This is a genomic window from Streptomyces sp. NPDC107522 (assembly GCF_055657525.1).
In genome coordinates this window covers 23,048-45,967 of sequence record NZ_JBVKAU010000001.1, presented here as the reverse complement: position 1 = coordinate 45,967, position 22,920 = coordinate 23,048, and the positions used below count along the sequence as shown (strand labels likewise).

General features: G+C 71.0%; 13 protein-coding genes and 2 pseudogenes. 10 read left to right on the top strand and 5 right to left on the bottom strand.

From position 1 onward, the window contains the following. Together ACZ7L6_RS00180 and ACZ7L6_RS00175 are read left to right on the top strand one after the other, a co-directional pair. A pseudogene (locus tag ACZ7L6_RS00180) lies at window positions 1-884 on the top strand (hypothetical protein); the annotation flags it as partial. A gap of 449 nt (window positions 885-1,333) precedes the next feature. Beyond that, window positions 1,334-1,438 (top strand): annotated as a pseudogene (locus ACZ7L6_RS00175) (cyclase family protein); the annotation flags it as partial. A 280-nt stretch (window positions 1,439-1,718) separates the two neighbouring features. On the opposite strand, the gene ACZ7L6_RS00170 reads toward ACZ7L6_RS00175, so the two are convergent. After that, entirely contained in the window at window positions 1,719-4,214 is a 2,496-nt protein-coding gene (locus ACZ7L6_RS00170) for a SpoIIE family protein phosphatase (RefSeq protein ID WP_471919668.1), read from the bottom strand. Between the two features lie 218 nt (window positions 4,215-4,432). Here ACZ7L6_RS00170 and ACZ7L6_RS00165 point away from each other — a divergent pair, with 218 nt between their 5' ends. The 4 genes from ACZ7L6_RS00165 (at window position 4,433) to ACZ7L6_RS00150 (ending at window position 11,389) form a co-directional block, all read left to right on the top strand. Next, the gene (locus tag ACZ7L6_RS00165; RefSeq protein ID WP_471919667.1) at window positions 4,433-6,499 is read left to right on the top strand and encodes a SpoIIE family protein phosphatase; all 2,067 of its coding nucleotides are present in this window, start codon (window positions 4,433-4,435) and stop codon (window positions 6,497-6,499) included. Between the two features lie 84 nt (window positions 6,500-6,583). Further along, window positions 6,584-7,342: an IclR family transcriptional regulator gene (locus ACZ7L6_RS00160; protein WP_471919666.1), complete on the top strand. Its 759-nt coding sequence runs from the start codon at window positions 6,584-6,586 to the stop codon at window positions 7,340-7,342. A 103-nt stretch (window positions 7,343-7,445) separates the two neighbouring features. Beyond that, on the top strand, window positions 7,446-8,582 hold the full coding sequence (locus ACZ7L6_RS00155) for a PP2C family protein-serine/threonine phosphatase (RefSeq protein ID WP_471919665.1): 1,137 nt from the start codon (window positions 7,446-7,448) through the stop codon (window positions 8,580-8,582). A gap of 125 nt (window positions 8,583-8,707) precedes the next feature. After that, complete coding sequence (locus tag ACZ7L6_RS00150; protein WP_471919664.1) at window positions 8,708-11,389, top strand: SpoIIE family protein phosphatase; 2,682 nt, start codon at window positions 8,708-8,710, stop codon at window positions 11,387-11,389. 13 nt (window positions 11,390-11,402) lie between these two features. On the opposite strand, the gene ACZ7L6_RS00145 is transcribed toward ACZ7L6_RS00150, so the two are convergent. Further along, the gene (locus tag ACZ7L6_RS00145) at window positions 11,403-13,406 is read right to left on the bottom strand and encodes a flavin monoamine oxidase family protein (RefSeq protein WP_471919663.1); all 2,004 of its coding nucleotides are present in this window, start codon (window positions 13,404-13,406) and stop codon (window positions 11,403-11,405) included. 247 nt (window positions 13,407-13,653) lie between these two features. Here ACZ7L6_RS00145 and ACZ7L6_RS00140 point away from each other — a divergent pair, with 247 nt between their 5' ends. From ACZ7L6_RS00140 to ACZ7L6_RS00125, 4 genes are all read left to right on the top strand, one after another. After that, window positions 13,654-15,153, top strand: a complete 1,500-nt coding sequence (locus tag ACZ7L6_RS00140; protein WP_471919662.1) for a family 43 glycosylhydrolase — start codon at window positions 13,654-13,656, stop codon at window positions 15,151-15,153. Between the two features lie 66 nt (window positions 15,154-15,219). Beyond that, complete coding sequence (locus tag ACZ7L6_RS00135) at window positions 15,220-16,641, top strand: family 43 glycosylhydrolase (protein WP_471920567.1); 1,422 nt, start codon at window positions 15,220-15,222, stop codon at window positions 16,639-16,641. A 17-nt stretch (window positions 16,642-16,658) separates the two neighbouring features. Then, window positions 16,659-17,099, top strand: a complete 441-nt coding sequence (locus ACZ7L6_RS00130; RefSeq protein WP_471919661.1) for an SRPBCC family protein — start codon at window positions 16,659-16,661, stop codon at window positions 17,097-17,099. 69 nt (window positions 17,100-17,168) lie between these two features. Next, window positions 17,169-17,651, top strand: coding sequence for a hypothetical protein (locus tag ACZ7L6_RS00125; protein ID WP_471919660.1), 483 nt, complete (start codon window positions 17,169-17,171; stop codon window positions 17,649-17,651). 13 nt (window positions 17,652-17,664) lie between these two features. Here the strand turns inward: ACZ7L6_RS00125 and ACZ7L6_RS00120 are convergent, their stop codons facing one another. The 3 genes from ACZ7L6_RS00120 to ACZ7L6_RS00110 form a co-directional block, all read right to left on the bottom strand. Then, window positions 17,665-18,822 carry an XdhC family protein gene (locus tag ACZ7L6_RS00120; RefSeq protein WP_471919659.1) on the bottom strand — a complete coding sequence of 386 codons (1,158 nt, stop codon included), beginning with the start codon at window positions 18,820-18,822 and terminating at the stop codon, window positions 17,665-17,667. A 50-nt stretch (window positions 18,823-18,872) separates the two neighbouring features. Further along, on the bottom strand, window positions 18,873-20,330 hold the full coding sequence (locus tag ACZ7L6_RS00115; RefSeq protein WP_471919658.1) for an NCS2 family permease: 1,458 nt from the start codon (window positions 20,328-20,330) through the stop codon (window positions 18,873-18,875). Between the two features lie 204 nt (window positions 20,331-20,534). Then, a complete protein-coding gene (locus ACZ7L6_RS00110; RefSeq protein ID WP_471919657.1) occupies window positions 20,535-22,919 on the bottom strand; it encodes a xanthine dehydrogenase family protein molybdopterin-binding subunit in 2,385 nt (794 codons plus the stop codon). Window position 22,920: the final 1 nt, after the last annotated feature.

The following is a 22,920-nucleotide window of genomic DNA, read 5'->3' as shown; positions in this document are numbered from 1 at the left end:
CCGAACTCCCGGTAAAGCCTCACTACCCGGCCAAGCCCGCCAAGCCCGAACTCCCGGTAAAGCCTCACTACCCGGCCAAGCCCGCCAAGCCCGAACTGCCGGCAAAGCCCGCCTACCCGGCCAAGCCGGAGCTCCCCTCGAAGCCCGCATTGCCGGCCAAGCCGGAACTCCCCACCAAGCCGGCTCTCCCCGCAAAGCCCGAGCTCCCGGTAAAGCCGGAACTCCCGGCGAAGCCCGCGCTGCCCGCCAAGCCAGAGCTGCCGACGAAGCCCGCACTCCCCACAAAGCCAGAACTCCCCACCAAACCCTCGCTACCCACCAAGCCGGAACTCCCAGCAAAGCCCGCACTCCCGACCAAGCCAGAGCTACCGACGAAACCCGCACTCCCCACAAAGCCAGAACTCCCCACCAAACCCTCGCTACCCACCAAGCCGGAACTCCCAGCAAAGCCCGCACTCCCGGCCAAGCCCGCACTCCCCGCAAAGCCAGAACTCCCCACCAAGCCGACACTTCCGACCAAGCCCGAACTCCCGGCAAAGCCCGCACTGCCGGCCAAGCCGGAACTCCCGGCGAAGCCCGCGCTGCCCGCCAAGCCCGAGCTTCCGACCAAACCCGCAATCCCCGCCAAGCCGGAAATCCCCACCAAGCCCTCGCTCCCGGCCAAGCCCACCAAGCCGGAGCTGCCCTCCAAGCCGGAACTCCCCTCCAAGCCCTCACTCCCGTCCAAGCCTGACCACCCCACAGTCCCGAAGAAGCCCGACCACCCGCAGAAGCCCGACCACCCCAAGAAGCCCGACCACCCCCAGAAGCCCGAACACCCCAAGAAGTCCGAGGACCCCAAGAAGTCCGAGGACCCCAAGCACTCCAAGCAGCAAGAGTGGTGACCACGGCAAGGAGAGGCTGACCTCCGCCTCCAGGAAGCGGCACAGGTCGGCCGGCGTAGCCGGGCCCGGGTATCCGGGTCCGGCTACGCCCGTGTCAGGCCCCGGCCGTGGGCCGGAGCGTCCGCGCTCTCGCGGCGCCCCATCGGTGTGCTGCTCTCCGGGGAGTCGGCGGTCGGCAGCCTCGCCGGTGCGGTGGGGCCCTCGGGCGGCTGCGGCTCTGGTGACTGCGGGAATTCGACTGACGGCCCGGGCAACACCCTCCGGGGCGCGGGGAACTGCGCGCCCAACCACGGCAGACCCGCAGCCGCACGACAGCCCATCGCGGCACTCACATCAGGTCTGCAACCTCAGCTCTACTCCGTCAGCATCGCCCCCCCACGTCCACCGCCTTCTCCGCAACCAGGCCAGGGCGGCGCCGCGCCGGGCACCATCTACCGCCGAACGAGTCCGACGACCGCGCGGCCGACGGCGTGTACGAGTTCTGGGTCACCGCCGCCCCACTGCCCATCACCGGCGCCGTCGGCTCCCCCGTCGACCCCATCACCGTCAAATAGGCCCCCCGGACTGCCGGATCCGCCCCCCGCCACCCCGGCGGCACATCCAACCCCCTGGCCACCCGTCAGTCCGCTCACCGACGGGTGGCCCCTCACACCACCGTCACCGAGTATCCGCCGGAAATGTCCGGCTCGCACTCCGAGCACCCGAGCCGCACCCCCACGCACAGCACCCCCACGCACCGCACCCGCACCCCGCACCCCTCCGCCCGACGCCGCGCGCCCGTGCTCGGGAGGGACCCCGACATGACCGACAGCCTCACCCTCTTCCAGCCTCCGGCTACGGAATTTCCTGCTCCGCCCAGATGATCTTTCCGTCGGCCGTATAGCGCGCACCCCAGCGATGGGACAGCTGAGCCACCAGAAACAGCCCCCGACCCCCCTCGTCCGTGCTCCGGGCATGCCGAAGCCGCGGAGCGGTGCTGCTGCCGTCGGCGACCTCGCAGGTCAGGCGGGAGTCGCGAAGCAGCCGTAGGCGGATGGGCGGTTCGGCGTAGCGGATCGCGTTGGTGACCAGCTCGCTGACGATCAGTTCCGTCGTCATGGCCAGTTCGCCGAAGCCCCAGTCCTCCACCTGGCGGGTGGCCCGGGCCCGGACGTCGGCGACGGCGGCCGGGTCCACGGGCACGTCCCACGAGACCACGTGCTCGGCACCGAGGGCGTGGGTGCGTGTCAGGAGGAGGGCGATGTCGTCGGGCTGCGGCACGGGCACGAGCTGCCGCACCGCGGACGAACACAGGGTGCCGAGGTCGGGGTCGCGCCGGGACAGCAGGTCGCCGAGCCGGGCCATGCCCCGTTCCATGTCGCCGGCGGCCGCCTCGATGAGCCCGTCGGTGTAGAGGCCGAACAGGCTGTTCTCGGCGAGTTCGATCTCGCATGCCTCGAACGCCATCCCGCCCAGCCCGAGCGGCGGCCCGGCAGGGGGCTCCGGGAAGGAGACCTGCCCGTCGGGCGAGACGACGACCGGTGGCGGGTGCCCCGCGCGGGCCATCGTGCAGCGCCGGGTGACGGGGTCGTAGACGGCGTACAGGCAGGTCGCTCCGAGGAAGGCGGTCGTGCTCTGGTGGGCCGCCTCGGCCCCGTCGGCCCCCTCGGGCACCTGGGCGCCCTCCCCGTACGGGTGCTCCTCGCTGAGCCGGAGCACCAGGTCGTCGAGGTGGGCCAGGAGTTCGTCGGGCGGCATCTCCATGTCGGCGAGGGTCTGTACGGCGGTGCGCAGCCGGCCCATGGTCGCCGCCGCGGTGATGCCGTGGCCGACGACGTCGCCGACGACCAGGCCGACCCGGGCGCCGGACAGCGGGATCACGTCGAACCAGTCGCCGCCGACCCCGCCGGTCGGGTCCGCCGGCAGATACGAGGAGGCCACCTCCAGCGCCGTACCGCCCGACAGGGCCTGGGGCAGCAGACTGCGCTGCAGGGTGACCGCGGCCGTGTGTTCCCGGGTGTAGCGGCGGGCGTTGTCGACGCACAGCGCGGCCCGGGCCACCAGTTCCCGGGCGACCAGGACGTCGTCGGGCTGGAAGGACACGGGGTTGAGCGACCGCAGGAAGGTGGTGAGGCCGAGGGCGGTGTTGCGTGCCCGCATCGGCACGGAGATGAGGGAGTGCAGGCCGAACTCGCGCATGCTGGCCACGCGCGCGGGTTCGGTGGCCCACCGCTCGTCCGACGGATCGAGGACCGGGACGAGGATCGGCTCGCCGTCGACGATCAGCCGCGCGTCGTGCGGCGGGGGCACGAAGTCCACCCGGTCCCCGATCTGCGCCACGGCCTCCGGGGCGCCCTCGCGCACCGAGCTCATGCCGGCCCGGCGCATCACCGGCCTGACGGGCGCCGGGCCCGCATCCGTGAGCCACGCCCCGTGTCCTTCCGTGCTGAGCACGGGCTCCAGCAGATCCACGACGACGAAGTCCGCGAAGCGGGGGACGGCGAAGTCGGCGAGCTCCTGAGCCGTCCGCAGCACGTCCAGCGTCGTGCCGATCCGTGTGCCGGCCTCGTTGACCAGCGCCAGCAGCTGCCGGGCGTTCCACCGCTCGGTGACGTCCTGGACCATGTAGCAGACACCGGTGATCGAGTCGTCCTGGTCCACGAGGGGGAAGAACGAGGTGGAGTAGGCGTGCTGACGGTGCGGGTCGGCCCAGCTCCAGCCCACGTACTCGTAGTCGGTGACCGGGACGCCGGTTTCCAGCACCTTGCGCATCAGGCCCTCGATGGTCTCCGTCTGGAGGCCCGGCAGCAGTTCGCTCAGCCGCCGCCCCAGCCGCTGCTCACGGGGCACTCCGCCGAAGCGTTCCAGGGTGTCGTTCAGCCAGACGTAGCGCAGCTGGGTATCCATCACGGCCATGCCGACCGGCGCGCGGGTCAGGAACCCGTCGAGGATGGACTGGCCCACCGTCCACTGCGGGCGCCGCTCCCGTGCCGAGATCAGGAAGCATTCGTCCGTCCCGATGCGGAAGGACGCGGAAACCCGCAGGTCGACGTCGATGCGGCGGCCGTCGCGGTGCCGTAGCGGGATGAGCCCGCTCCACCCCATGCCGGCGCGGCAGCGCTCCGCGATGCCGGCCACCCGTACCGGATCGCCGGGCATCGCCAGCAGACGCGCGGCCGGGCCGCCGACGATCTGCGACGCCGGGTGGCCGAGGAGTTCCTCCGCGGCCCGGGTCCAGCCGAGCACCGCGCCGTGTGCGGACACGACCGCCGCCGCGTCGGAGGACGCGTCGAAGAGCGCGCGCCGCCCGGCGGACGTGGGCGCGTCCGGTTCTTCTCGCGGAGCATCCATGGGTCCTCACGCAGCGTCCATGGGTCCCATCCCGTACACGACCATGTTCCTGCTTGTCCGCCGGATGTGCACGGGCCGACGGCCGCCGTGCCGCCCGGAGCGGTGGGCACGGCGCGGGAGCGGAGGGAGCATGGAAGTGCCGGTCGTCCCAGCCGTGGTACCCGGGGGTGTATGGCCGAGGTCGGCGGGCCCTGCCGGCCGGTGGCGGAGGAGCTGGGATGACAGCCGAATCTTTCGAGTCCAACCGTGGCGAGTACGGCCCCGAGGCGTCCCGTCCGATCGGTCTGCTGGACGTGCTGAGCGTGGCCGCGGTGGTCGTGGACGCCGACGGGCGCATCGTGTTCTGGACCCCGCAGGCGGAGGAGCTCTTCGGCTACACCTCCGAGGAGGCCCTCGGCACCCACGCGGCACGGCTGTTCATCCACCCCGAGCATCTGCCGGCGGTGGCGAAGCTGTTCGCCGAGGTGCTGGAGACCGGCCGGAGCTGGGCCGGTGCCTTCCCCATCCGGCACAAGGACGGCAGCACGCGGCTGACGGAGTTCCGCAACATGCGGCTGCTGGACGATCTCGGGGACGTCTACGCCCTGGGCATCGCGGCCGACCACTCCCTGCTCCAGCGCGTCGAGACCGACCTGGCGCTGTGCGAGCGGCTGATCAACCAGTCCCCGATCGGTCTCGCCCTGCTCGACCCCGACCTGCACTATCTGCTGGTCAACCCGGCGCTGGAGCGCATCGACGCCACCCCGGCCGAGGACCACATAGGCCGCCGGCTGCGGGAGACCCTGCCGCTGCCCGACATCGACACCATCGAGTCGGCGCTGCGCCAGGTGCTCACCACCGGCACCCCGCTGCTCGACCAGTACCACGTCGGCCGACCGCCGGCCGACCCCGAGCACGAGCACGCGTGGTCGCTGTCGTTCTACCGGCTGGAGGATCCCGGCGGGCGCGTCCTGGGCGCGGCCATCTCGTTCGTCGACGTCACCGAGCGGCACCGCGCGGCCGCCGAGGCCGACCGGGCGCGCCGGCGCCTCGCCCTCATCGCCGACGCCTCCACGCGCGTGGGCACTTCGCTGGAGGTGGAGCAGACCGCCCACGAACTGGCGGAGGTCGCCACGCCCGAGCTGGCCGACGTGGTCGCCGTGGACATCCTGGACTCGGCCCTGGCCTGCCGCCGCAAGCGCAAACCGGACAACGGCCCCGAGCTGTTCCGCGCCCTCGCCCTGAAGTCGGCGTATCCCAGCGTGGCTCTTCGGGCCGCCGACCCGCCCGGTGACCTCGCCTCCTACGAGGGCGACCGTCTGGTCACCCTGTGCGTCCACACCGCCCGGCCGGTGCTGGTGCGCCATGTCGGCCCGCACGATCTGCCGCGCATCGCCCGGGACCCGGAGGCCACTTCCCTGCTGGCCCGCGCCGGTGTCCACTCGTATCTGGCGGTGCCGCTGATCGCCCACGGCGAGGTGCTCGGCGCCCTGGACCTCAAGCGCACCCGCAACCCGGTGCCGTTCGACGACGACGATGTCGTCCTGGCCAGTGAGCTGGCCAGCCGTGCCGCCGTGGCCATCGACAACGCCCGCTGGTTCCAGAGCGTGCGCAACACCGCCCTCACTCTCCAGCGCAGCCTGCTGCCCGACCACACGCCGCACCACCCCGGCCTGGAGCTCGCCTCCCGCTACCAGCCCGCCCAGGCCACCAGCGAGGTCGGCGGGGACTGGTACGACGTCCTGCCGCTGACCGACGAAAGGACCGCCCTGGTGGTCGGCGACGTCATGGGCAACGGCATCGACGCCGCCGCCACCATGGGCCGGCTGCGCACCGCCACCGTCGCCTACGCGGACCTCGACCTCGATCCGGGCGCCGTGCTCCAGCACCTGGACAAGATCACCTGCGATCTGGAGCACTACATCGTCACCTGCCTGTACGCGGTGTACGACGCCCGTACGCGGCGGTGCCACATCGCCAACGCCGGACACATGCCACCCGCGCTGGCCCACCCGGGCCGGCCGCCCGAACTGCTCGATCTGCCCGCCGGAGGCCCGCTCGGCGTCGGCGGCATCCCGTTCGAGACCACTTCGGTCGACCTCGGCCCCGGCGATCTGCTGGTCCTGTACACCGACGGCCTCGTCGAGACCCGGCACCACCCCATCGACGACCGCCTGAACGTCCTCCTCGGCTTCCTCGACGAACCCCGCAGGCCCCTGGAGGAGACCTGCGACCTCCTGCTGTACGGCCTGCGCCACCCCGACGACCACGACGACGTCGCCCTGCTCGTCGCGCGGGTCCTGTAGCGGGGCCCCGGCCACGCGCGGGACCTGCCCGACCCGGGCCGGGCCCGCCTTGCCCGCGCCGTGCGCCCGGCGCACGCTGTTCGTATGGGTGCGCAGAGCGGCCCCACGCTCATCAACTCGGTCCAGCGGGCCTTCCGCCTGCTGGAGGTGGTGAGCGCGCACGAGAACGGCGCGCCGGCGAAACAGCTGGCACGGGAGACGGGCCTGCCCCTGGCCACGACGTATCACCTGCTGCGGACGCTGGTCCACGACGGATACGTGCGCAAGCTCGACGACGGCGGGTTCATCCTGGGCGAGCGGCTCCAGACGCTGCACACGGCGGGCCGGGCGCAGGCGCTGCTCAGCAGGATCCGGCCCACGCTCGCTGCGCTGCGGGACGAACTGCACACCGCCGCCTACCTCACCTTCTACGAGGACGGGGAGATCCGCGTCGCGGAGATCGTCGACGGCCCGCGTGCTCCCCGGGTCGACCTGTGGGTGGGGTTCGAGGACGCGGGGCACGCCACGGCGCTGGGCAAGTCGGTCCTGCGCGAGCTGGACGAGGAGTCACGCAAGGACTACCTGTCCCGGCACACCCTCGCCGACCTCACGCCCAGGACGATCACCGACACCCGTGACCTGCTCCGGAAGCTCGACGCCTCGCCGATGGCCCCGGCCGTGACGGACATGGAGGAGTACTCCCTCGGCACGGTCTGCGTCGCGGTGCCCGTCTACAGCGGGACGACCCTGGGCTCGCTCGGCGTCTCGCTGCGGGCCGACCGGCGCTCCCGGCTGGAGGAGATCAGGGCGCGTCTGCTCCCCACCGCGAGCCGCGTCACCAGGGGCCTCTCGCTCACTATCTGAAAATGCCGTCCTTGTCCCGCCCGGATCGAACCGATTTCCTTATATAAATCGGACATTTCACGGGCGCATGCCCCCGCACACAGGTGAGGACAGCGGACAAGACATGAGCGAGGCCCCCCACCACGGTCGTGACCACTGGCCGAGGCGACTCGTCACGGCTGCGCCCGTACTGCCCATCCTGATCGTCTCCGCCTTCGCGCTCGTCGATCTCATCGGCGGATCGGGGATGACCTGGGTGCCGCTGCTCGCCACGGCGCCCGCGCTCGCCGCCACCACCTGCGGGCCGCGCGGTGTCGTGTGCGTGGGCCTGCTCGCCGCCGCCCTGAGCGTCACCCTCGGCATCCGCGGCGGAGCCGCGGGCAGCGAGCTGGCGGTCGCCCTGTCCGCTCTGCTGGTGGTCACCCTGGCGTGCGGCCTGACCAGCGCACTGCGCGGTCGGCGCGAGCGGGTGCTGGCAGCGGTCCGCTCCGTCGCCGAGGCCGCACAGCACGCCCTGCTCCAGCCCATACCCGCGACGGTCGGGCCGTTCAGTGTGGCCGTCCGTTACAGCGCCGCCGCGGCGGAGGCCCGGATCGGCGGCGATCTCTACGCGCTCGTGTCCACGCCGTACGGGGTCAGGCTGATCGTCGGCGATGTGCGCGGCAAGGGCCTGCCGGCCGTGGGGACCGCCGCGCTGGTGCTCGGCGTCTTCCGGGAGGCCGCCCACGACGAGCCCGACCTCCTCGCCGTCGTCGCGCGGATCGAGCGGAGCCTGGCCCGCAACCTGGGCAGCGACGACTTCGTCACCGCCGTGGTCGCCGGGTATCCCGGGGAGGGGCAGCTGGAGGTCGTCAACTGTGGCCATGCGCCCCCGCTGCTGGTGCGCGACTCCGTCGTCGTACCGGTCGAGCCGGACCACCCGGCCCCGCCCCTCGGCCTGCGCACCCTCGCCGGTGAGGCCCCCGCACTCCAGGTGCTGCCCTTCGCCGACGGCGACCAACTGCTGCTCTACACCGACGGCGTCACCGAGGCCCGCAACCACGACCGCGAGTTCTACCCGCTCGCCGATGGCCTGGCCCGCCACACCTGCGACGACCCGTCCCACACCGTCACCGCCCTGCATGACGAGCTCCTGACCCACGTGGGCGGCCACCTCCACGACGACGCGGCCTTGCTCCTCCTCCACAAACCGACCACCGCAAGAACGCCGGTCACCGGGGCGACGTCAGACGCCGAGCGCATCGAATCGTGCTCGCCGTAGACGTACTTAAGGGGCGCGGGGAACTGCGCGACCAGCCACAACGAACCCGCAGACAACCGACGGCCTGACACGGCACCCCCCTTCGCGACCCTCCCAGCGGAGCGCCCCCGTGTTAGAAATGAGGCATGGCCGGAATCCTCGGCCGCCTGCGCTCGCTGTTGAGCGCGCGTACCGTCGCCCGGCAGGTCTTCGTGCTGCAGGCGGCGATCGTCGTGCTCCTCGTCGTCGCCGCGGTGGTGGCCCTCGTGCTGCAGGTCCGCGCCGACAGCAAACGAGAGGCCGGCAACCGGTCCCTCGCCGTGGCCGAGTCCTTCGCACACGCGCCGGGCATCGCCGAGGCCCTGGCGGCCCCGGATCCGGCCGGGGTGCTCCAGCCGCGTGCCGAGGCGGCGCGCGAGGCCACGAACGTCGACTTCATCGTCGTGATGACCAGGGACGGGATCCGCTATACCCACCCCGACCCGGACCAGATCGGCAAGCACTTCATCGGGACCATCGCCCCGGCCGCGGCGGGCGGAGTGGTGCGGGAGACGTACACCGGAACACTGGGGCCGTCCGTGCGGGCCGTGGTCCCTGTCTCCGACGACGCCGGCCGGATCGTCGGGCTGGTGGCCGCCGGGGTGACGCTGGACAGCGTGGGCGGGTTCGCCGATCAGCATCTTCCGGTGCTGTTCGGCTCGGCGGCGGTCGCGCTCGCCGTGGCCACCGCCGGGACCGCACTGGTCAGCCGACGGCTGCTGCGGCAGACCCATGGGCTGGGGCCCGCCGAGATGACGCGGATGTACGAGCATCACGACGCCGTCCTGCACGCCGTACGCGAGGGCGTGCTGATCCTGGACGGCAAGCGGCGGCTGGCCCTGGCCAACGACGAGGCGCGCCGGCTGCTCGGACTGGACCCGGACGCGGAGGGCCGGCGCTGCCGCGACCTGGGCATCGGGAGCGAACTCGCCCAGCTGTTCGCCTCCGGGCGGGACGCCACCGACGAGGTGCACCTGGCCCGGGGCCGGCTGCTCGCCGTCAGCCAGCGGGCGACCGACCGGGACGGCGGCCCGCCCGGCAGTGTGGCCACGCTGCGGGACACCACCGAACTGCGGACGCTGACCGGCCGTGCGGACGTGGCGCAGGAGCGGCTGAAGCTGCTGTACGACGCGGGACTGGAGATCGGCACGACCCTCGACGTCACGCGCACCTCGCAGGAGCTGGCCGACTTCGCGGTGCCGCGGTTCGCGGACTTCGTCAGCGTCGATCTCTCGGATCCGGTGCTGCGCGGCGAGGAGCCGAAGGTGGGCCGCACGGACATGCGCCGGGTCGCGTTCCGTGGCGTGCGGGAGGGCAGCCCGCTCTATCCCCTCGGCGAGCTGATCCACTTCGCGGCGGCCAGCCCCCAGGCCTTCGGTTTCGGCACGGGCCAGACCGTGCTGGAGGCGGACATGCCCGCGTTCTCCGGCTGGCAGGAGCAGGATCCCGAGAACGCCCGCAGGATCGTGGACTTCGGGATCCACACGATGCTCACGGTCCCGCTGCGCGCCCGGGGCGTCATCATGGGCATGGCCACCTTCTGGCGCGCCGACCGGCCCGAGCCCTTCGAGCCGGACGACGTCTCCCTCGCCGAGGAACTCGTGGCGCGGGCCGCCGTCAGCATCGACAACGCCCGCCGCTACACCCGCGAGCACACCCTGTCGGTCACGCTCCAGCGCAGCCTGCTGCCCCGGGCCCTGCCCGGCCAGAGCGCCCTGGACGTCGCCTACCGCTATCTGCCCGCGCAGGCGGCGCAGGGCGGGGTCGGCGGGGACTGGTTCGACGTCATCCCGCTGCCGGGGGCGCGGGTGGCGCTGGTCGTGGGGGACGTCGTGGGACACGGACTGCACGCGGCGGCCACCATGGGACGGCTGCGCACCGCGGTCCACAACTTCTCCACCCTGGATCTCCCGCCCGACGAACTCCTCGGCCACCTGGACGAGTTGGTCGCCCGTATCGACCAGGACGAGGGTGACGTCCTGCACGACGGTGAGCGCGCGCCGGTCACCGGAGCGACCTGCCTGTACGCCGTCTACGACCCGTCCTCCGGGCTGTGCAGCCTCTCCCGAGCCGGCCACCTCGAACCGGCTCTCGTCCACCCCGACGGCCACGTCGAGTTCCCCGCCGTCCCCGGCGGGCCGCCGCTGGGCCTGGGCGGCAGCCTGCCCTTCGAGGCGACGGAGCTGCGGCTGCCCGAGGGCAGTGGGCTGGTCCTTTACACGGACGGGCTGGTCGAGGACCAGGGGCGGGACATCGACGAGGGCCTGGAGCGGCTGCGCGGGGCGCTCGCCGAGGCGCCGCCGACGCACGGCCGGACGCCGGAGGAGACGTGCAAGGCGGTCCTGGAGACCCTGCTGCCCGAGCGGCCGCGCGACGACGTCGCCCTCGTCGTCGCCCGGACGCGCTTGCTCCCCGCCGACCGCACTGCGGCCTGGGACGTTCCGGGCGACCCCTCCGCAGTGGCCCGGGTCCGGGCGGCGGCCACCCGGACCCTGGACGACTGGGGGCTGACCGAGGAGGCGTTCACGACCGAGCTGATCCTCAGCGAGCTGGTCACGAACGCGATCCGCCACGCCACCGGCCCCATCCGCGTCCGCCTGATCCGCGACCGCGCCCTGATCTGCGAGGTCTCCGACGCCAGCAGCACCGCCCCGCATCTGCGCAGCGCGGCGACCACGGACGAGGGCGGCCGGGGGCTGTTCCTGGTGGCGCAGTTCGCCGAGCGGTGGGGGACGCGGTACACGGCCCACGGCAAGGTGATCTGGACGGAACAGCCCCTGGGCGGCTGAGCCCTGCGGTGACTCAGTCCCCGTGCACCTCCAGTGCCGCCCGCACCCCCGACTCGAGGGCGCCCTCGATCCACGACGGCTTGACCGAGGTGTGGTCCCCGGCGAAGTGGAGCGGACCCTCGGGGGCCCGGATGGCTTGCAGCAGCTCCGTGTGCTGCCCCGGGAGGAGCACGGACGCCTCACCGTACGCGTACGGATCGCGCAGCCAGCTCTGTGTGCGCCCGGCACCGGTGTAGAAGACCTCGACGCGCTGGCCGTAGACCTGTTGCAGCCCCCGCAGCGCGTGCGGGTAGCGGGCGTCCTCGTCGAGGGAGTCCCAGCGGGAGGCGTCGTCGGCCCAGCTGTAGGAGGCGAGGACGACACCGCCCTTGCTGCCGTCGACCGGGTGGGATGGGTTGATCATGAACCGGTTGGAGTTGTCGGAGACCGAGCCGCCGCCGATGATGTGCGCCGCCTCCGGCTGGTCACGGGTGGCCCAGCGGTTGGCGGCGTAGTGGGCGCGCTGCGCGTCGCTGATGTGGCCGTGCGGGACGGAGGGGTGGGCGCCCAGGAGGCTGCCGTCGGCCGGTGCCCTGCCCTTGCGGTAGTCGTCGTAGAGTCCGGGGCGGACGGCGTCGAGCTCCCGTTTCCAGTCGGCCTCGGTGAACTCCCACCAGCGCAGACCGAATTCGAGCAGCACCTTGGTCGCGCTGTCGTAGTGCAGCTCGGCGACCGCACGCCGCTTCTTGTACGACATCAGCGGGCTGACCTGCACCTGCCTGAGCCCCGAGAACGGCACGGTGACGATCGCGAGGTCACCCGTGAACTGCTCGCGCACGACCTTGCCGTCGCGTCCCTCGGAGACGGTGTCGATCCAGACGTGCGGGCCGTCGGCGCGGACGTGGGAGGTGTCGTCGGCGCCGGGCCGGCCGGGGTCCCAGTACTCGACGTGGGTCGCGCGCCGGTCGAGGCGCAGGACGTCGGCGACCTGCTCGAGCAGCGCGTCCGGGAGGGTCGCCGTGCCGCCGACCAGCTCCCAGAACTCGGTGTCGGGGCTGATCAGCGACTGGCTGATGAAGCTGTGGATGAAGGAGAGCGGCAGCCGCGAGGTGAGGTTCTCCAGCGTGCCGATCAGATCGATGGTCCGTTCGTCGAAGCCCGCCTCCTCCGTCAGGAACCGGTACATCGACCAGTCGCCGTACTTCTGCACGACCCGTGCCCAGCCCTTGACCCGCTCGGGCATCGGCTTGTCGACCCGCTTGCCGTCCGGTCCGACGGTGCTGAACTCGTCGCGCACGGGGTCCAGCGCGCGGCGCAGGACGGTCGAGGACGGGGTGTCCCAGTACTCGCGCGGGACGCCGAAGGAGCGGTTGATCCTGCGGGGCGACTTCGCGTACTCCGAGCGGCGCACCCGGATGCCGTTGACGTGGAGCCAGGCGTGGTTGACGGGCTTGCCTTCGCCGTCGACGTCGACGAGGTGGAACCGGCGGCGCTTGACGCCGAGTTGGTCGATCAGGCTCATCACCAGCGGATGGCTGCCGGGAATGCGCATGGCGCCGGCCTCCGCGTACTGGGCGGGATCGGTGAAGGCCTGGGCCGCGTGCTCGTGCCCGCCGGTGCGGAAGGTCTTGATGCGGCCGCCGACGCGGTTGCCGTTGGCCTCGACGAGCGTGACGTGGTGCCCGGCCCGCTTCAGCAGCCAGGCGGCGACCAGGCCGGCGGGTCCGGCGCCGACGACGAGGACCCTCTTCGCGGTCTTCGTCTTCGCGCGCGGGAGCCCGGAGTCGAGGATCTTCCGGTACGTCGGCACCAGCGGCCGGTCGTGGTCGTCGACCACCAGTAGGGCGCGGGCGACGGCCAGGCAGGTGTCCCAGTCGGCGGTGGACCGGGGCCGGTGCGGGGCCTGTTGGGGGACAGCGGGTGCGGCGGTGGCCGCGGTGGGGGTTAACGCGACCAGAGCGGCCGTACTGGCGGATGCGGTCGTGAACTGCCGTCGGGAGAAGGGAGTTGAGCCGACAGGCGCGCGGTGATTGTCCATGGGCCTTGGATACGGGGGCCGGAGAGGAGCCGGTGGGGCAACCGTCGGTTGATCACCTGAACGGGCAAGCGCATCAACGTGCACTCGCGCCCGGCGCGCGTCCGCACGCGGGTTTGTGCAGCACGTACGACGAAACCGTTGACGGGGACATGGTCCACTTTTATCTTCGTGCCCACATCACGATCGGAATCACGAACTACGTTCGAAATTTCGAATCCACGGACAGGGACGGTCTCGCATGCCCCGGATGTCTCATCCGCTCTTCAGGAAACGCCGCAGATCACTGATCCTCTGCGTGCTCACCGCGCTCCTGGCCCTGATGGCGACCACACAGCCGGCGTCCGCGGCGGACGGCCGCCCGTACACGAACCCGCTGAAGTCGTTCAAGGGCGCCGATCCCTGGCTGCAGTACCACGACGGCAACTACTACCTGATCACCACGACGTTCACCGGCATCCTCGGCATCCGCAAGTCGCCGACGCTCGCGGGCCTCGCCACCGCACCCAACGTGCAGGTGTGGTCGGACGCGACGCCCACGCGCAACACGAACATCTGGGCGCCGGAGATGCACCTGGTCAACGGCCACTGGTACGTGTACTACTCGGCCGGCCAGAGCGGCGTCGCCTGCTGCGACTCGCAGCGCACGCACGTACTGGAGAGCGCGGGCACCGACCCGATGGGGCCGTACACCTACAAGGGTTCGCTCACCGGGTCGAACCTGACGCCGGGCGGCTGGCTGATCGACGCCAGTGTGCTCCAGGCCGGGGGCAAGCTGTACCTGGTCGGCAGCGGGTTCATCAACGGCAGTCCGCAGAGCCTGGTCATCGCCCCGCTGAGCAATCCGTACACCCTCGCGAGCAGCACCTTCACGATCATCTCCAGCCCGATCCTGGACTGGGAGCGCTCCGGCAGCCCCGTCAACGAGGGCCCCGAGCCGCTCTATCACAACGGCCGCACCTTCCTGACGTACTCCGCGAGCTCCTGCCAGACCGCCGACTACAAGCTCGGCCAACTGGAACTGACCGGCTCCGACCCGCTGAACCCGGCGTCCTGGACCAAGAAGCAGACGCCGGTCTTCCAGCGCAGTGATGCCAACGGGGTGTACGGCCCCGGCCACAACGGCTTCTTCACCTCGCCCGACGGCACCGAGAGCTGGATCGTCTACCACGCCAACTCCGCGTCGAACGGCGGCTGCGGCAACGGCCGCACCACCCGCGCCCAGGAGTTCACCTGGAACGCCGACGGCACCCCGAACTTCGGCACCCCCGTCGCCCTCGGCACCACGCTCCCCGGCCCCTCCGGCGAGACGGCGGTGACGCCGACGTCGTACACCCTCGTCAATCGCAACAGCGGCAAGTGCCTGGACGTGAACGGCGGCGACTCCGCCGACGGCACGAACATCCTCCAGTGGACGTGCAACGGCGGGGCCAACCAGAAGTGGAAGGTCCAGGACCTCGGCGACGACACCAACCGGCTGGTGAACGTCGCCACCGGCAAGGTGATGGACACCGCCGAGTGCTCCGCCGCCGACGGCGCCGACATCCGGCAGTGGTCCTGGCTCAACAACAAGTGCCAGCGCTACCGGCTCGTCCTCACCGCGAGCGGCGACCACGTCCGGATCGTCAACGAGTCCACCGGCAAGGTCGCCGACGTCGCCGACTGCGGCACCGCGAACGGCACCGACGTACGGCAGTGGACGTGGCTGAACAACAACTGCCAGCAGTGGAAGCTCGTCCCCGCCACCTGATCAGCCCTCCCCCAGCCCCCTCTGATCCGGAGAACTCCCTTGAGACGCATAGCCGTACGGCTGCTCATGGCCGTCCTCGTCGCCCTCGCGGCCTGCCTCACCGGCCCCGCGCCCGCCGCCCGGGCGGCCGTCCCCGCCTCCCTCGCCGTGACCTACACCAACCCGATCGCCGAGAAGCGGGCCGACCCGCACATCTTCAAGCACACCGACGGCTACTACTACTTCACCGCGACCGTCCCCGAGTACGACCGCATCGTGCTGCGCCGGGCCACGACCATCCAGGGCCTGTCGACGGCCCAGGAGGTCACCATCTGGACCAAGCACTCCAGCGGCGTGATGGGCGCGCACATCTGGGCGCCGGAAATCCACTACATCGACGGCAAGTGGTACGTGTACTTCGCCGCCGGGGCCACCAACGACATCTGGGCGATCCGGATGTACGTCCTGGAGGGCACCGGCGCCAATCCGCTGACCGCCACCTGGACGGAGAAGGGCCAGATCAAGACCCAGTGGGAGAGCTTCTCGCTGGACGCCACCACCTTCGTCGTCAACGGGGTGCGCTATCTGGCGTGGGCCCAGCGGGACCCGTCCGTGAACAACAACACGGACATCTACCTGGCGAAGATGGCCAACCCCTGGACCATCACCGGCACTCCGGTGATGCTGTCCCGTCCCACCTACTCCTGGGAGACGGTCGGCTACAAGGTCAACGAGGGGCCGGCGGTGATCCAGCACGGCGGCAAGGTGTTCATGACGTACTCCGCCAGCGCCACGGACAGCAACTACTGCCTCGGCATGCTGACCGCGTCCGCGAGCGCCGACCTGCTCAACGCGGCGAACTGGAGCAAGAGTTCCACGCCGGTGTTCACCAGCAACGCCAGCACGAGCCAGTACGGTCCGGGGCACAACTCCTTCACCATCTCGGAGGACGGCAAGTCCGACATCCTCGTCTACCACGACCGCAGCTACAAGGACATCTCCGGCGACCCGCTCAACGACCCCAACCGCCGCACCCGCGTCCAGAAGCTGTACTGGAAGGCCGACGGCACCCCCGACTTCGGCATCCCGGTGGCCGACGGGGTCACGCCGCAGCGCTTCTCCTCGTACAACTTCGCGGACCGCTTCGTCCGGCACTGGGAGTACCGGGCCCGGATCGAGGCGAACGTCTCCCCGCTCGCGGACTCGCAGTTCCGGGTCGTCAGCGGCCTGACCGGCAGCGGCACGGTCTCGCTGGAGTCGGCCAACTTCCCGGGCTACTACCTGCGGCACAAGAACTTCGAGGTGTGGCTGGAGAAGAACGACGGCACCGCACAGTTCGCGGCCGACGCGAGCTTCCACAAGCGGGCCGGGCTGTCCGACTCGGCGGGGGTCTCGTACGAGTCGTACAACTTTGCGGGACGCTACATCAGGCACTACGACTACCTGCTGTACGTCCAGACGCCGAGCACCGCCACGGACCGGGCGGACGCGACGTTCTACGCCCAGTGATTCCCTAAGATCGTTTCGTGGTCGACTTCCTCCTCGAACGTACGGTTCCGCTCCCCCTGGACGAGGCATGGCGCCGCCTGACGGAGTGGCCCCGGCACGGCGAGGTCGTCCCCTTCACCCGCGTCTCGGTCACCACCCCCGAGCCCACCCACGAGGGCACCCTCGTCGTGGCCCGCTCGGGGGTCGGCCCGCTCTCCTTCGACGACCTGATGGAGGTGACCGTGTGGCAGCCGCCGGGGGACGACTCGCCGGGCCTGTGCCGGCTGGAGAAGCGAGGCCGGGTGGTCAGGGGCTGGGCCGAGATCGAGGTGCGGCCCGGTCCGGGAGGGCGTGCGCGGGTGGTGTGGCGGGAGGAGCTGGGGGTGCGGTGGCTGCCGGGGGTCTTCGACGGTGTGCTGGAGCGTACGGCGCGGTATGTGTTCGGGCGGGCGGTGAATCGCCTGCTGCGCACAGCCTGACCGGTCGTTGTCAGTGCCCTCTCCTAGGGTTGCGCCGAACTCACGGTTCTCGCAGGGGAGGGTGGCGCGATGGGTGCCAGCGGCTGGACGTACGTCACTGAGTACAGGGGTGGTGTCGAGGCGTCCTTGGCAGCGCTGCAGGAGGAGGTCTTCGAGGAGTTCTACGGCGGCGACGACGAGTACGGGTCGATCGCTGAGATGTGGGCGGACGAGGATTTCATGGGTGAGGAGGGGACGCACTCGATCCTCGACATCCAGCGGGTCGTCCTCACGACGGCCGCCCCGTCGGAGCTCGACCCCGACGACTACATGACCCTGCGCGCCCTGGCGCCCGACCGGATCCTGCACCACTTCGGCAGCGACCGGCCGACCCCCGAACGGTTCCGGGAACTGGTCGACGAGTCGTACGCGGACCTGCTGCGCCGCCCGCCGCACGAGCGCGGCGAGACGCTCCTCAACGAAAGCCGGATGCGGTGGACCGGACTGTACGTCGTCCTGTACACCGGCGACGAGCCGAGCCACCTCGCGGTGTTCGGGCAGTCGGGCGACTGAGCCTGGCGCGGGATCAGGCCACCGACCCGATCCGCCCCGCCGGCGTGGACGTGGACGTGGCGTCGTGATGGATCGGCGTGTGCGCGCCCGTCAGGGAGACCCCGCTTCCCCCGCGCCGGTTCGCGACGATCTCCGACGCGATCGACAGGGCCGTCTCCTCCGGCGTACGGGCGCCGAGGTCGAGGCCGATGGGTGACCGGAGCCGGGCCAACTCCAGGTCCGTCACGCCGACTTCCCGCAGCCGCTCGTTGCGGTCGAGGTGGGTACGGCGGGAGCCCATCGCGCCGACGTACGCCACCGGGAGGCGCAACGCCAGCTGAAGCAGGGGTACGTCGAACTTGGCGTCGTGGGTGAGCACGCACAGGACGGTCCTGCCGTCCACCTGCGTGCGCTCGAGGTACTTGTGCGGCCACTCCACGACGATCTCGTCGGCCTCCGGGAAGCGGGCCTCGGTCGCGAAGACCGGGCGGGCGTCGCACACCGTCACGTGGTAGTTGAGGAACTTGCCGATCCGCACGAGCGCCGACGCGAAGTCGATCGCGCCGAAGACGATCATCCGGGGCGGCGGGACCGAGGACTCGACGAGCACCGTGAGCGGGGCTCCGCAGCGTGAGCCCTGTTCGCCGATCTCCAGGGTGCCGGTGCGGCCCGCGTCCAGGAACGCGCCCGCCTCCGCCGCGACCGTGCGGTCCAGCTCGGGGTGGGCGCCGAAGCCGCCGTCGCAGGAGCCGTCGGGGCGGATCAGCAGGGCCAGGCCCATCAGCTCCGCGGGCCCCCGCACGATCCGTGCCACCGCCGCCGCTTCCCCCTGGGAGGCCGCGGCGAGCGCGGATTCCAGCACCGGGCGGGCCGGGTCGCCCGCCCGGACCGGGGTGACGAGGATGTCGATGATGCCGCCGCAGGTGAGGCCGACGGCGAAGGCGTCCTCGTCGCTGTAGCCGAAGCGTTCCAGGACCGTCTCGCCGTCCTGCAGCGCCTGTTGGCACAGGTCGTAGACCGCGCCCTCCACACAACCGCCGGAGACCGAGCCGATCGCCGTGCCGTCGGCGTCCACCGCGAGCGCGGCGCCGGGCTGGCGGGGTGCGCTGCCGCCGACCGCCACCACGGTGGCCACGGCGAAGTCACGTCCCTGCTCGACCCACCGGTTCAGCTCCTCGGCGATGTCCAACATCTGTCGGTCTCCTTGAACAGCGGTTGTGTGAAGGGCGGTGCGTGCACCGGCTAGTGCACGCCCAGCCAGCTCTCAATGGGATTGAGGGCGAAGTACACCAGGAAGATGCCTGTCAGCGCCCACATGAACGCCCCGATCTCCCGGGCCTTGCCCTGAGCTGCCTTGATGGCGACGTACGAGATGACGCCGGCCGCGACGCCCGCGGTGATCGAGTACGTGAACGGCATGATCACGACCGTGAGGAACACCGGAATCGCGGTGGCCCGGTCGGACCAGTCCACGTGCCGCGCGTTCATCATCATCATGGCGCCGATCACCACCAGCGCCGCCGCCGCGACCTCGCCCGGCACGATCGCCGTCAGCGGGGTGAAGAAGAGGCAGGCCGCGAAGAACAGGCCGGTGACCACCGAGGAGAGCCCGGTGCGGGCACCCTCGCCGACGCCGGTCGCCGACTCGACGAACACCGTCTGGCCGGACGCGCCGGACACACCGCCGATCGCACCGCCCGCGCCGTCGATGAACAGCGCCTTGGACAGTCCCGGCATCCGGCCCTTGTCGTCGGCCAGCTTGGCCTCGGTGCCGACGCCGATGATCGTCGCCATCGCGTCGAAGAACCCGGCGAGCACGAGGGTGAAGACGATCATGCCGACCGTCATCGCGCCGACCTCGCCCCAGCCGCCGAACTCGACGTTGCCGAAGATGGAGAAGTCGGGCATGGACACCGCGCTGCCGTGCAGTTCGGGAGCGCCGCTGGCCCACTGCTTGGGGTCGATGACGTCGAACGCGTTGAGGGCGACGGCGAGGACGGTGCCGCCGACGATGCCGATCAGGATCGCGCCGGGGATGCCGCGCGCCTGGAGCATGAAGATCGCGAGCAGGGTGGCCGCGAAGAGCAGGACGGGCCAGCCGGCCAGTTCGCCGGCCGGGCCGAGGGTGACCGGGGTGGCCTCACCCTGGTGCACGAAGCCGGCCTTGTAGAAGCCGATCAGGGCGACGAACAGGCCGATACCCATGGTGATCGCGTGCTTCAGCGCGAGCGGGATCGCATTCATGATCATCTCGCGCAGGCCGGTGACGACCAGCAGCATGATGACGACGCCGTACATCACACACATGCCCATGGCCTGCGGCCAGGTCATCTGCGGGGCGACCTGCGAGGCGAGCACGCCGGAGACGGAGAGGCCGGCGGCGAGGGCGAGCGGCACCTTGCCGAAGAAGCCCATCAGCAGCGTGGTGAAGGCCGCCGCGAACGCGGTCGCGGTGATGAGGGCCTTCTGCGCGAGGGTGTCCCCTGCCGCGTCCTTGCCGGACAGGATCAGGGGGTTGAGGAGGAGGATGTACGCCATCGCCATGAAGGTGGTGACGCCGCCGCGCACCTCACGCGCGACCGTGGATCCCCGCTTGGATATGTGAAAGTACCGGTCGAGCCACGACTTGCCGGCGGGGACGCGAGTGCCTTCTCCCGCGTCTTCGGCAGTGGTCGTGGGCTCCAGTGACTGCTGGGTCATGTGGGCCTACTCCCAAGGTTCATAGGGACACCCGCATAAGAACCACCCTGACGGTTGCTCACCGCCGACGGCGGCTGCGGGATTTGGGAAGGTGCTGCGGCCGCACGACCCGGGGGACGGCCCGAGACGAACGATCTGAGGTACTCCGGGCGGCGCGGAGTGTGTGACGTTCCGTGCGCCGCCCGGAGGGACTTGCGGGTTTCCTTACGCCGTACCGGTGAGGTGTTCCGGACGGACCGGCGTGCGGTTGAGCTCCAGCCCGGTCGCGTTCCGGATCGCCGCGAGGACGGCAGGGGTGGACGACAGGGTGGGGGCCTCGCCGATGCCACGCAGCCCGTACGGGGCGTGGTCGTCGGCGAGTTCGAGCACATCGACGGGGATGGTCGGCGTGTCGAGGATCGTGGGGATGAGGTAGTCCGTGAAGGAGGGGTTCTTCACCTTCGCCGTCTTGGGGTCGACGACGATCTCCTCCATGACCGCCACGCCGAGACCCTGGGTCGTACCGCCCTGGATCTGGCCGATGACGGACAGCGGGTTGAGCGCCTTGCCGACGTCCTGGGCGCAGGCCAGCTCGATGACCTTGACCAGGCCGAGCTCGGTGTCGACCTCGACGACGGCGCGGTGCGCGGCGAAGGAGTACTGGACGTGGCCGAAGCCCTGGCCGGTGCGCAGGTCGAAGGCCTCGGTCGGGCGGTGTCGCCACTCGGCCTCGACCTCGACGCTCTCGCCTTCGAGTACGTCGACCAGATCGGCGAGGACCTCGCCGCCGTCGGTGACGACCTTGCCGCCCTCCAGGAGCAGCTCGGCGGTCGCCCAAGCGGGGTGGTAGGAGCCGAACTTGCGGCGCCCGATCTCCAGCACCTTCTCGCGGACCAGCTCGCAGGAGTTCTTCACGGCGCCGCCGGTGACGTACGTCTGGCGCGAGGCCGACGTCGAACCGGCGCTGCCCACCTGCGTGTCCGCCGGGTGGATCGTCACCTGCGTGACGCCCAGCTCGGTGCGGGCGATCTGCGCGTGGACGGTGACGCCGCCCTGGCCGACCTCCGCCATGGCCGTGTGCACGGTGGCCACCGGCTCGCCGCCGACGACCTCCATGCGCACCTTGGCGGTGGAGTAGTCGTCGAAGCCCTCGGAGAAGCCGACGTTCTTGATGCCGACCGCGTAGCCGACACCGCGTACGACGCCTTCACCGTGCGTGGTGTTGGACAGACCGCCGGGCAGCTGCCGTACGTCCGCGCCCTCGCTGGACTCCCACTGGCGCTCCGGCGGCATGGGCATCGCCTTGACGCGGCGCAGGAGTTCGGCGACCGGGGCCGGGGAGTCGACGGGCTGCCCCGTCGGCATGATGGTCCCCTGCTCCATGGCGTTGCGCTGCCGCAGCTCCACCGGGTCCATGCCCAGCTTCGCCGCCAGCTTGTCCATCTGCGCCTCGTAGGCGAAGCACGCCTGGACCGCGCCGAAGCCGCGCATGGCGCCGCAGGGCGGGTTGTTGGTGTAGAGGGCGATGGCCTCGATGTCGACGTCGTCGACCACGTACGGGCCGATCGACAGCGAGGAGGCGTTGCCGACGACCGCCGGGGAGGCGGAGGCGTACGCGCCGCCGTCCAGCACGATGCGGCACTTCACGTGGGTGAGCTTGCCGTCCTTCGTGGCGCCGTGCTCGTAGTAGAGCTTGGCGGGGTGACGGTGGACGTGCCCGAAGAAGGACTCGAAGCGGTTGTAGACGATCTTGACGGGCTTGCCCGTGCGCAGTGCCAGCAGGCAGGCGTGGATCTGCATCGACAGGTCCTCGCGACCGCCGAAGGCGCCGCCGACGCCGGACAGCGTCATCCGCACCTTCTTCTCGGGCAGGCCGAGGACGGGCGCGATCTGGCGCAGGTCGGAGTGCAGCCACTGGGTGGCGATGTAGAGGTGGACGCCGCCGTCCTCGTCCGGCACGGCGAGGCCGGACTCCGGGCCGAGGAAGGCCTGGTCCTGCATGCCGAAGGTGTACTCGCCCTTGACGATCACGTCCGCCTTCTTGGCGGCCTCCGCCGCGTCGCCGCGGATGATCGGCTGGCGGTGGACGATGTTCGGGTGCGGGACGTGGCCGGAGTGGTGGTCGTCGCGGTTCTCGTGGATGAGGATCGCGTCCGGGGCGGTCGCGGAGGCCTCGTCGGTGATGACGGGCAGCTCGCGGTACTCGACCTTGATCTTGGCGGCTGCGCGGCGGGCCGTCTCCGGGTGGTCGGCGGCGACGATGGCGACCGGCTCACCGTGGTGGCGTACCTTGCCGTGCGCGAGAACCGGGGTGTCCTGGATCTCCAGGCCGTAGTTCTTCACGTCGGTCGGCAGGTCGTCGTACGTCATGACGGCGTACACGCCCGCCATGGCGAGGGCCTCGCTCGTGTCGATGGACACGATCTCGGCGTGGGCGACCGTGGAGCGCAGGATCTGGCCCCAGAGCATGTCCTCGTGCCACATGTCGGACGAGTACGCGAACTCGCCGGTGACCTTGAGGGTGCCGTCCGGGCGGAGCGTGGACTCGCCGATGCCGCCCTTGGTCTGGGAGCCCTGCGTGATCTTCGTAGGAGCGCCGTTGGTGGGCATG

What these genes read in the sequence shown, in the direction of transcription:
- ACZ7L6_RS00170 (WP_471919668.1), bottom strand. Translation starts at nt 4,214, where the DNA reads ATGGATGCTCCGCGAGAAGAACCGGACGCGCCCACGTCCGCCGGGCGG.
- ACZ7L6_RS00165 (WP_471919667.1), top strand. Translation starts at nt 4,433, where the DNA reads ATGACAGCCGAATCTTTCGAGTCCAACCGTGGCGAGTACGGCCCCGAG.
- ACZ7L6_RS00160 (WP_471919666.1), top strand. Translation starts at nt 6,584, where the DNA reads ATGGGTGCGCAGAGCGGCCCCACGCTCATCAACTCGGTCCAGCGGGCC.
- ACZ7L6_RS00155 (WP_471919665.1), top strand. Translation starts at nt 7,446, where the DNA reads ATGAGCGAGGCCCCCCACCACGGTCGTGACCACTGGCCGAGGCGACTC.
- ACZ7L6_RS00150 (WP_471919664.1), top strand. Translation starts at nt 8,708, where the DNA reads ATGGCCGGAATCCTCGGCCGCCTGCGCTCGCTGTTGAGCGCGCGTACC.
- ACZ7L6_RS00145 (WP_471919663.1), bottom strand. Translation starts at nt 13,406, where the DNA reads ATGGACAATCACCGCGCGCCTGTCGGCTCAACTCCCTTCTCCCGACGG.
- ACZ7L6_RS00140 (WP_471919662.1), top strand. Translation starts at nt 13,654, where the DNA reads ATGTCTCATCCGCTCTTCAGGAAACGCCGCAGATCACTGATCCTCTGC.
- ACZ7L6_RS00135 (WP_471920567.1), top strand. Translation starts at nt 15,220, where the DNA reads ATGGCCGTCCTCGTCGCCCTCGCGGCCTGCCTCACCGGCCCCGCGCCC.
- ACZ7L6_RS00125 (WP_471919660.1), top strand. Translation starts at nt 17,169, where the DNA reads ATGGGTGCCAGCGGCTGGACGTACGTCACTGAGTACAGGGGTGGTGTC.
- ACZ7L6_RS00120 (WP_471919659.1), bottom strand. Translation starts at nt 18,822, where the DNA reads ATGTTGGACATCGCCGAGGAGCTGAACCGGTGGGTCGAGCAGGGACGT.
- ACZ7L6_RS00115 (WP_471919658.1), bottom strand. Translation starts at nt 20,330, where the DNA reads ATGACCCAGCAGTCACTGGAGCCCACGACCACTGCCGAAGACGCGGGA.
- ACZ7L6_RS00110 (WP_471919657.1), bottom strand. Translation starts at nt 22,919, where the DNA reads ATGCCCACCAACGGCGCTCCTACGAAGATCACGCAGGGCTCCCAGACC.